Here is a 6,999-nt window from a genome sequence, read left to right on the forward strand (position 1 = left end):
CTCAACTGCTGTCTGCTTGGGAACGACCGCTGACGCCTATCGTTGCTGTGCTGACGACGACCCTGATTGTTTCTGAGGAGATGTATCCATGGCCGACAACGGTAAACTCGACGCCATCGCGCTGTTGAAAGCCGATCACCGAAAGGTCGAGGATCTGTTCGCCAAGTTTGAGACCGCCAAGGGCGACGGCAAGAAGAAGGCGCTGGCCGAACAGATCTGCATGGAACTCACTGTCCATACCAAGATCGAGGAAGACATCTTCTACCCGGCCTGTGAGGGCAAGGTGGAGGAAGACCTCCTGAAAGAGGCCTACGTCGAGCACGACGGCGCCAAGGTGCTGATCGCCGAAATCGAGGCTGGCGGTCCCGACGACGAATTCTATGACGCCAAGGTCAAGGTGCTCTCGGAGATGATCGAGCACCACGTGAAGGAAGAGGAACAGCGCGTGGAGGGCATGTTCAGCCAGGCGCGCAAGGCGGGACTGGACATGGATGCGCTGGGCGAGCAGATGGCGGCCGAAAAGGCGCAGCTGATCGCCAACTACAAGGCTGGCGGCCTTCCCGTTCCCGAGACGCCGACCCTGGAAGGCACGACGCTCGCGCAGCACTGATGGACAAGCTGTTCGCCAAATTCGCGAACGCAACGGCCAAGGCGACGGGAAGCCCCGTCGCCTTTCTGCTTTGCGTCGCAGCTGTCGTGATCTGGGCCGTAAGCGGCCCGGTGTTCAAATTCTCCGAGACCTGGCAGCTGGTCATCAACACCGGCACGACGATCGTCACGTTCCTGATGGTGTTCCTGATCCAGAACACCCAAAATCGCGACGGCGTCGCCTTGCAGACCAAGCTTGATGAGCTGATCCGCGCCTCCGACGCGATGGACGAGTTCATGGGCATCGAGAAGCTCACAGACAAAGAGCTGGAAGCCCTGCACGCGCGCTGTCAGCGCGACGCTGAACGCAGCGCCAAGATCGCCGCCAGGGCAACGGCGGAACGGACGGCGCGGCAGGCGCCCAAGTCCAAGCCGGCGCGCTCCAACCAGAAGGCCAAACGCCCTGCCCCGCCCCGTTCTGGCGCGAAGGCCAAGCGGTCATGAGCGACGCGGCTTCGAAACCTGGCGGCGTCTTGGCCCAGCATGTCGAGGAGACGGTGGAGTCCGTCGTCAAACTCCACCGCGACCACGATAGCAAGGCAACAAGCTTGCAAAGGGCGATCGACAAGATCACCGAGCGCCTGGGGCGCCCGAGCGCGCCGCTCATCCTGCTATGCGTCGTCGGCGCCTGGACGCTGTTTGCCGCTGTGCGGGGTGGCGGCAAAGTGGATCAGCCGGCTTTCGCGTGGCTAGAGTTGGCCGCGACCGTAGCAGCCCTCATCGTATCGATCCTGATCCTGGTCACGCAACGGCGCGAAGACCTGCTCGCCGACCGCCGCGCTCAACTGACCCTGGAAGTGGCCCTCCTGGCAGATCGGCGCAGCGCCAAGATCATTCAGCTCCTGGAAGAGCTTCGTCGTGACGATCCCGGGGTCGCCGATCGGGTCGATGCGGAGACTGCCGACATGGCCAAGCCCGCCGATCCGGAAGCCATGGCCGCTTCGATCGACCGCGAAGGGGACGAGCACAAAGCGTAGGTGCGCCGACCGCGGCCTCTTGGCGTTCGACACGACTCTGGCCTAGCCGCTTGAAACCCTGCGAGCCCCTCAATGCCTTTGGCAGGTCCGGCAACGAGGCAGGCCCATATTCAGTGAAGACCTTCGGCCGTCTTGGATTCCGCTCCAAACCCTGATCGCCACTCGCCCGGCGAAACGCCCGCCCAGTCCTTAAAGGCCCGATAGAACGAGGTGGTGTCCTGATACCCGAGCAGGTAGGTCACCTCGTCGATGTGAATGGCGGGATCGGCGAGCAGTTGCTGGCTGAGCTCGCGTCGCGCATCCGAGAGCAGCGCACGAAACGTCGTGGCCTCATCGGTTATCCGCCTCTGCAGCGTGCGTTCGCTCATCCCCAGATCCCTCGCGACGTGCGCCACCTCGGGGCGGCCGCTGGCGAGCGCGCGCTTGAGCACCGACTTCACACGGTCGGCGATTGTGTGGTCCTCATGCATTTCCGCGAACGCGGCCGCCAGCCCCGGCGTGACGAGATCGAGAAACTCAGGGCTGTGCCCGGGGAACGGCGCGGCTAGATCCTCGACATGGAAGATCATCGCGTTTCGCGGGGCCGCGAACACCAACGGGGCCCCGTAGTAGTCCTCAAGTTCGCGGTTCCTGGGGCCCGCTCGTTGATATTCAACTCGCGCCGGGCAAATACGCCGGCCGGTTCCTCGACGGCCAAGCTCCAGCAAGAACATGAAGCTCAGATCCACCGAGACCGCCGGCTCGGTCTCCATCGCGAACGGCCACTCCTTAATGATCGTCCAGCGCCCGTTCGCCTCCTCAGTGGTGAACACCTCGCAGGCGCCCATCCGCTTGAAGCGCTCGATACGCTGGATGGCGTCCCGAAAGTCGGACGCGTAGAGCGCGGAAATGAAGGCGGGCTGGTGGCCGCAGCGATCGGCCCCGTCGAGCAGCCGAAGCGCCACGCCTGGGTCATCTGCAATCGCCTCAAGCGCCTTCCAGATCGCGAACAGCTGGGTCGTGGAAAAGATTGCGGAGGCGTCAAGATGCAGGGTCGAGGGAAGCCGGGCCGCGCGCAGGACCTTGGAAGGCTTCAGCCCCGCGCTCTGCATCGCTCGCCAAAGCGTTGGCGGAAACCGGCCTCTATCCAACACTTGAGAGGTCATACGTGGCTCCTTGCCCGTCATTCGCGCGAGTCCCTGACCATGCGCCCAAACATGGTCAAGAACGCTCTGCTCCGCTAGCGAAGGTCGACCCGCGCCTGCGACGGGGCATGGGTTTGCAGCGCGGCCCGCGCGGCGGCCCAGGCGCGATCGTCACCATCGAACGCCGAGCGCAGATAGGCCCAGGTCATGCGCAGGACAACCTCCAGGCGCTCGGGTTCCTCGTCATCGGTTTCCTTGGCGTCGTAGCCGGAGATGCCACCAAGACCGTGCTTGCCGCCCAGAACGGTCATGAGCGCCTCGGCGCCGGGGCTGCAATGGTAAGGATCAGCGTGCCAGGACGGACCGCGGACCGTGAGGTGAGCCGAGGCGTCGTCGCTGCCGACGACGACAAGGTTCCTGGTGGTCATGTGCGAAAAGTCGGGATTGAACCAGCTATAGTTGCTGGCCGTCGCCTCGGTCAGGCTGTCGCCGCCATTGCCAGGCGCGGTCAGCAGCACGCCGGCCTTGATGCGCGGCTCCAGCACGTTGACGTCTTGGGCCGCCGGATCCTTCGGGTCGGTGAGCCGCGCGCCGAGCAACAAGCCAGCGGTCTGGCCGCCCATCGAATGGCCGACCACAGCGACCTTGGCGCGATCCAGTCGCCCCCTGAAAGCTGTCGCCGCAGCCTCGACCTCGTCCAGACGATCCAGGATCAAGCTCATGTCCTCGACGCGCGAGCGCCAGAAGAGCGGTCCGCCTGCGGAGCCGGCCGGCAGCCCAGCGACTTTCGAGTTGAGGTGGGTGGGCTGGATCACGACAAAGCCGCGCTCGGCGTAGAAGTTGACCAACGGGCCATAGCCGTCCTTCGAGGGGATGTAGTTCGATGGGCCGTGGCCGTGCGATAAGAGGACGATGGGCAACGCCTCGCCCGAAACAGGCCCGGTGATGCGCAGCTCAAGCGGCAGACCCCGGCCGGGCGCGGCCAGCGTGATCGGGCTGATCGAAATTGTGGTCCTGGCCTCGTCGACCGGGATGTGTTGCGCTTGTTTGATGAGGTTGTTCATGGCTGACGTCTCCGGATCAGACGCGTTGGCGATCACGAAGAGCGCCGACGCCGATGACCCGAAGTTAGGCCGCCCAAGAATTCGAACATTCACCGAGCGCGCCAGTCTACTGGCAGATGGCGCCAACTCACGATTGGATAGACCTAGCCGGTGGACAACCAGCACCCTTTGCCGGCCATCTCGCTCGTATTGGCGGTCTGGAAGCGCGAGGCGGCTGCGCAGCACGATGAGCTGCTGTCGTCAATTCCGGGAACTGGACCTTCGGCACGCCGTGTAACGGCGAGATCCACGTCAGACCTAAGCTGACATCTTCCTTGTTTCAGTTGGCGGCGGCAATCGTGGCCTGTCTGGCCACGAGCATCCACGCCTCGCCACGCTTCATCCAGACGTCGGTGAATGGTCGCGAAACTTGCTTGCCTGCGCCTGGTCCTTTGAGGGGGACCAGGGTGTCGTAGCCCATCACGATGACGGCGCCGGGCTTCTGATCGACGACGGTGATGTTCTTGCGAAAGTCTTTGTAGTCGAGCAGGTCCTCATTCATCGCCGCGATCACCTCGTCGCGGCGCAATACCGTGTTGTTGGGCGAGTTGACGATGAAGTCTTCGGCCCAAACGGACTTCACGCCCTCCGCGTCGTGAGTGACGATAGTCTTACCCAGCCGACCGTAAGCAGCGCCTATTTCTGGCGGCATGCGGATCGATGGCGCGCTTTGAGCTGCGGCGCCGTGGGCGACGAAGCAGGTCAGTGCAAAGACGACCAGTGGAATGCGCATACGCTGCTCCTTGTTCGCCCGAGGGTGGCATGGAAGAGAGCCGCTTCCTATCCTCCCCCGCCGATCCGCAGCCTGTAACGTTGCCGGCCTGCGCCATTTTCCGCCGTTGGCATCCGGGCAGAAACTGGACGTTTTTGCGCCACGCGACAGCCGCAGCGACCCAACTGCAAGTTCGACCATCTGCTCGGGGACGCGACGCCCTCATTTGAGCCGCAAATGGGAGAGTTTGCTCTACTGGGCGAGCTGGCACGTTACGTAGCTATGACCCGCTCCCCTAATGATGATGCGCCATTTCATCTCTCCTCGGATGCAGAGTTCATCATCAGGGAAATCCTTGAGGAGATGGCTCCATCATCACCAGACCACTTCGACCGAATAGCGGCAGAGTGCGACAAAGGGGCTGGCACATTCGAAGGTGGACCCGCGCTGGCGCGTGAAGTCGCCGCGGAACTTCGCCGAAGAGCGAAGGTCATGAGAGACGCGATCGGATGACGGCTCACTAGGGGCGACGATAGGGAGCTTCGACGGCGACGTCGCGCCAAAAGCGGACCTTGGCCCAACTCCAGAAACTCGACCTTTGCCTAGCTTGGCGAGTCAAGGAAACCGAGCGCCGAGATCGACTTGAAGGTATCGGCCCCCTCGCCCATCGGAAATCCGCACAGCGCCTGGGCAGCGCGTTTGCCTGACAGAGCACCCGGCCGCAACCCACCACCCAGATTGTACCAGAGGGTTTGACCGGAAAGCCCGGACCCATCACTCGTAAAATTGGGCAGTGTCTTCAAGTCGTCCCGCAGCGCGACCGACACTTCGAAACTGGTTTTCCAACCCAGCCTGAGGCGGTGATCGGCGTACTCATCCGTAGTTCGGACTCGGATGCTCTCGATGTCGTTTCCGGCTCGCTGTCCGAGATCGGGGCAGCTTTTCAGGAAGATATCCAGAGCGCGCTCGGCATCCGCTTGGCTAATTGACTTAGCCTGAAGGTTCCACTGCACGGGCACCTTGGCCGCCGCTTCCGGAGCCATGGCCGGTTCTTCGCCACAGCCCCCCAACAGGAGGACAAGGGCAACACCGACGAGCTGACGTACGCTCACCTACCAAGACCACGTGCTAGAATCGGATGGCCGTACTGGCCGTCAGATCGCAGTCCAGGAAAGCTCACGCTCAAACGCCGATGCAACTTCACGGAAACACCTTCTGATCTTTCCCGAACTGCGCAGGAAGGTACGGCCCCGCTGGAATTCCACGCCCGGGCGCGCCAGCCGCCAGCGCATTGGCCTGGACCGTGAGCGGCATGTAGTTGGGCATGCCCTTCTCGATGGCAGCCGTGATGGCGGCGGCGATCAGGTCGGCGAGCGGATTGCCGCTTGAACCGCCTTGAGGTGAGTAGGCCATGGTCTGGGTGTCTTCCCAGATCGTCGCGCCGGTCTTGCAGCTCTTCAACGTGTAGTCGAACTTGACCGTCGTAGTGGTCGCTATCAGCGCGTATTTTGAATCCCATTGTTGAATGGCGACGAGCAAAACCGCGTCGCATCCAAAGAGCGTGCCCAGGCGGCGCGGGTCGGCCGCGTGCACAAGGCCAGGATCGGAAAGCCCGTCCGCGTTTAGCAGCTGCCGAACCATGTGCGCTGGAAACACATAATAGCCGCGCTCGGCGAACGGGCGGCTAATGGTCGAGAGAAAGAAGTCCGGCGCGGTCACGCTGACGGTGTTGTTCAGCGTTGGCACCACCAGGATGCTGCGGGGGCTTTCGGCGCGAAACGCCTGGTAATCCTTGACCTTTGGCGCGGCGGCGCAGGCGGTGATCGACACGGCCGCGGCAGCGAGAGCTATCAGTCGCAGGCAGGCTTTGATGGACATCATCCCCTCACTCGGTCGTGGTGGCGTTGTTCTTCTTGGCGCGCGCGATCACGCCGCCGAGAAAGGGCCGGGCTTCAGGAAAGCGGCGCATCTCTTCCTCGAAGAGCGAGACGGCCTTGTCGGTATCGCCGTCCTCCAGATGCAGGTAGCCGAGTTCTGCAAGAAGGCCGGGTGCAATGCGATCTGTCTTGCGCCCCTTCTCCACGGCCGCTTCGAGGGCGGCGCGATAGTCTGGGCGGCGATCCGGCTTCTTCGCATAGATGTAGAGGGCGCTTTCGTAAGCTCCCCATTCAAAGCGGGCTGGTGTGGCGCAGGCGCAAAGCACGCTGCTGGCCGAAAGGACTGCCAAAAGTGTCAGGGCGCGCAATGTCATCGGGCAAGCTCCACGGCGACCTTGGAGCCGGCGCCGACATAGATGTCCTTGTCGAAAAGTGTGTTTCGGCTTGCAAAAATGACCCCCATCTCGGGGATATCGGCGTCCAAAAATGACCCCCTGTCCTTGAGGCTTTGATGGCCAGATCGGCGGCTTGTGTAGCCGCGGATCGAGACGGGGATGT

10 protein-coding genes are annotated in these 6,999 nt (G+C 62.9%); 3 read left to right on the top strand and 7 right to left on the bottom strand.

All coding sequences use genetic code 11. The features are described 5' to 3' along the window. Positions 1–88: 88 nt before the first annotated feature. From ABDW31_RS17420 to ABDW31_RS17430, 3 genes are read left to right on the top strand one after another with little or no spacing between them, the layout of a single operon-like run. The gene (locus ABDW31_RS17420) at positions 89–610 is read left to right on the top strand and encodes a hemerythrin domain-containing protein (protein WP_343699220.1); all 522 of its coding nucleotides are present in this window, start codon (positions 89–91) and stop codon (positions 608–610) included. Then, on the top strand, positions 610–1,092 hold the full coding sequence (locus ABDW31_RS17425; RefSeq protein WP_343699221.1) for a low affinity iron permease family protein: 483 nt from the start codon (positions 610–612) through the stop codon (positions 1,090–1,092). The genes ABDW31_RS17420 and ABDW31_RS17425 overlap by 1 nt, the downstream gene beginning before the upstream one ends. Continuing rightward, positions 1,089–1,625, top strand: a complete 537-nt coding sequence (locus ABDW31_RS17430; RefSeq protein WP_343699222.1) for a DUF1003 domain-containing protein — start codon at positions 1,089–1,091, stop codon at positions 1,623–1,625. Before ABDW31_RS17425 ends, ABDW31_RS17430 begins: the two co-directional genes overlap by 4 nt. 110 nt (positions 1,626–1,735) lie before the next feature. Here the strand turns inward: ABDW31_RS17430 and ABDW31_RS17435 are convergent, their stop codons facing one another. The 7 genes from ABDW31_RS17435 to ABDW31_RS17465 form a co-directional block, all read right to left on the bottom strand. Further along, positions 1,736–2,770, bottom strand: coding sequence for an AraC family transcriptional regulator ligand-binding domain-containing protein (locus tag ABDW31_RS17435; RefSeq protein WP_343699223.1), 1,035 nt, complete (start codon positions 2,768–2,770; stop codon positions 1,736–1,738). Positions 2,771–2,844: 74 nt separating this feature from the next. Next, positions 2,845–4,038: a chlorophyllase gene (locus tag ABDW31_RS17440; protein ID WP_343699224.1), complete on the bottom strand. Its 1,194-nt coding sequence runs from the start codon at positions 4,036–4,038 to the stop codon at positions 2,845–2,847. A 94-nt stretch (positions 4,039–4,132) separates the two neighbouring features. Beyond that, on the bottom strand, positions 4,133–4,585 hold the full coding sequence (locus ABDW31_RS17445) for a nuclear transport factor 2 family protein (protein ID WP_343699225.1): 453 nt from the start codon (positions 4,583–4,585) through the stop codon (positions 4,133–4,135). A 581-nt stretch (positions 4,586–5,166) separates the two neighbouring features. Continuing rightward, the gene (locus ABDW31_RS17450) at positions 5,167–5,607 is read right to left on the bottom strand and encodes a hypothetical protein (protein ID WP_343699226.1); all 441 of its coding nucleotides are present in this window, start codon (positions 5,605–5,607) and stop codon (positions 5,167–5,169) included. Between the two features lie 157 nt (positions 5,608–5,764). Next, positions 5,765–6,442: a GNA1162 family protein gene (locus ABDW31_RS17455; protein WP_343699227.1), complete on the bottom strand. Its 678-nt coding sequence runs from the start codon at positions 6,440–6,442 to the stop codon at positions 5,765–5,767. Between the two features lie 7 nt (positions 6,443–6,449). Beyond that, positions 6,450–6,815: a DUF4810 domain-containing protein gene (locus ABDW31_RS17460; protein ID WP_343699228.1), complete on the bottom strand. Its 366-nt coding sequence runs from the start codon at positions 6,813–6,815 to the stop codon at positions 6,450–6,452. Next, positions 6,812–6,999: hypothetical protein (locus ABDW31_RS17465; protein WP_343699229.1), on the bottom strand; the 188-nt coding region annotated here is incomplete at its 5' end. The genes ABDW31_RS17460 and ABDW31_RS17465, both read right to left, overlap by 4 nt.

The sequence above is a fragment of the Caulobacter sp. genome (assembly GCF_039596335.1).
GTDB lineage: Bacteria > Pseudomonadota > Alphaproteobacteria > Caulobacterales > Caulobacteraceae > Caulobacter.

Bases quoted from the DNA above. Each gene is read 5' to 3' on its own strand.
- ABDW31_RS17420 (WP_343699220.1), top strand. From the start codon at position 89: ATGGCCGACAACGGTAAACTCGACGCCATCGCGCTGTTGAAAGCCGAT.
- ABDW31_RS17425 (WP_343699221.1), top strand. From the start codon at position 610: ATGGACAAGCTGTTCGCCAAATTCGCGAACGCAACGGCCAAGGCGACG.
- ABDW31_RS17430 (WP_343699222.1), top strand. From the start codon at position 1,089: ATGAGCGACGCGGCTTCGAAACCTGGCGGCGTCTTGGCCCAGCATGTC.
- ABDW31_RS17455 (WP_343699227.1), bottom strand. From the start codon at position 6,442: ATGTCCATCAAAGCCTGCCTGCGACTGATAGCTCTCGCTGCCGCGGCC.
- ABDW31_RS17435 (WP_343699223.1), bottom strand. From the start codon at position 2,770: ATGACCTCTCAAGTGTTGGATAGAGGCCGGTTTCCGCCAACGCTTTGG.
- ABDW31_RS17460 (WP_343699228.1), bottom strand. From the start codon at position 6,815: ATGACATTGCGCGCCCTGACACTTTTGGCAGTCCTTTCGGCCAGCAGC.
- ABDW31_RS17445 (WP_343699225.1), bottom strand. From the start codon at position 4,585: ATGCGCATTCCACTGGTCGTCTTTGCACTGACCTGCTTCGTCGCCCAC.
- ABDW31_RS17450 (WP_343699226.1), bottom strand. From the start codon at position 5,607: ATGGCTCCGGAAGCGGCGGCCAAGGTGCCCGTGCAGTGGAACCTTCAG.